The following is a 1,666-nucleotide window of genomic DNA, read 5'->3' on the forward strand; positions in this document are numbered from 1 at the left end:
ATCCCCCCCCCCCCCGCGGGGTGGGGCGGGGGGGGGGGGGGGGGGCGCCCCCCCGCCCCCCGGCCCGGCGCGGGCGGGGGGCCGGGCGGAGCCCGGCTGGGGGTCCCCCCGGACGAAGTCTGGGGAATGGTGGAAGGGTGGGTAGGGGACCGCTCCGCGCAGCGGCAACCCCGCGCCACCCACCCCCCGACACAGTCGAGATCCAGCCACCCCCACCCCCCACCCCACCGACGGCCAGGAGAAGGTCACGGAGGGATAACGGGCGAATAACGCCCGATTACGCCCGGGTACAAACCACCCCATCCGCACCGGGCCGCCCGCCACGGTTCACCCTCCGTTCACCAACCGCCGAAGACCGCTTCACCTGATCTGCCTAATTTCGGTAGCGCAAGGTGAGAGCGACTTCGCAACCGAAGACGCCCCCACCCCGCAACCCCGTAGTCCTCCTCGCACGCCGCCCCGATACAGAAAGCGGCCGGCGGCTCCTCGGAAGGAACACCCGAAAAGTGAAGCTTCAGCGCAAGAACCGGCTTCGTGCCTCCGCCCTCGGGGCCCTCGTCGTGTCCGGCGCCCTGGTCCTCACGGCGTGCGGCTCGGACGACAACACCAAGACCGACGCCGGTGGCAACACCCCGAAGGCCTCCGCCCCGGCCCCGGGCGACATCAAGTGCGACGGCGCCAAGGGCAAGCTCCTCGCCTCCGGCTCCTCCGCGCAGAAGAACGCGGTCGACCTGTGGGTGAAGAACTACATGGCCGCCTGCTCCGGCGTCGAGGTGAACTACAAGTCCTCCTCCTCCGGTGAGGGCATCGTCGCCTTCAACCAGGGCACCGTCGGCTTCGCGGGCTCGGACTCCGCGCTGAAGCCCGACGCCGTCGAGGAGTCGAAGAAGGTCTGCACCGGCGGCCAGGGCATCAACCTGCCGATGGTCGGCGGCCCGATCGCCCTCGGCTTCAACGTCGCGGGTGTCGACAAGCTGAACCTCGACGCCGCCACGATCGCCAACATCTTCAACGACAAGATCAAGAAGTGGGACGACGAGGCGATCAAGAAGCTGAACCCCGGCGTCACGCTTCCCTCCACCGCGATCCAGGCCTTCCACCGCTCCGAGGACTCGGGCACCACCGAGAACCTGGGCAAGTACCTCAAGGCCGCCGCCCCTGACGCGTGGACCTACGAGGCCGCGAAGAAGTGGCCGGCCCCCGGTGGCCAGGCCGCGTCCGGCTCCGCCGGCATCGCCGCCCAGGTCAAGGCCGTCGACGGCGCGATCGGCTACTTCGAGCTCTCCTACGCCAGCTCGCAGAGCATCAAGACGGTCGACGTCAACACCGGCGCCGGCGCCCCGGTCAAGGCCACCGGCGAGAACGCCTCCAAGGCCATCGCCGCCGCCAAGGTCGCCGGTACCGGTTCCGACCTGGCCCTGAAGCTCGACTACACCACCAAGGCCGAGGGCGCGTACCCGATCGTCCTGGTCACGTACGAGGTCGTCTGCGACAAGGGCAACAAGCCCGAGACGCTGAGCACCGTGAAGTCCTTCCTGGACTACACCGCCTCGGACTCGGGCCAGAAGATCCTCACCGAGAACGGCTACGCCCCGATCCCGGCCGAGATCAACGCCAAGGTCCGCGAAGTCATCAAGTCGCTGGCCTAGTAGTCACACCCGAGGGC

Annotated in this window: 1 protein-coding gene; it reads left to right on the plus strand. The window is 69.4% G+C overall.

From position 1 onward, the window contains the following. Nucleotides 1-506: 506 nt before the first annotated feature. The gene (pstS, locus tag ACFV0Q_RS41430) at nucleotides 507-1,649 is read left to right on the plus strand and encodes a phosphate ABC transporter substrate-binding protein PstS (RefSeq protein ID WP_385013266.1); all 1,143 of its coding nucleotides are present in this window, start codon (nucleotides 507-509) and stop codon (nucleotides 1,647-1,649) included. Nucleotides 1,650-1,666: the final 17 nt, after the last annotated feature.

The sequence above is a fragment of the Streptomyces sp. NPDC059564 genome (assembly GCF_042735575.1).
Lineage (GTDB): Bacteria > Actinomycetota > Actinomycetes > Streptomycetales > Streptomycetaceae > Streptomyces.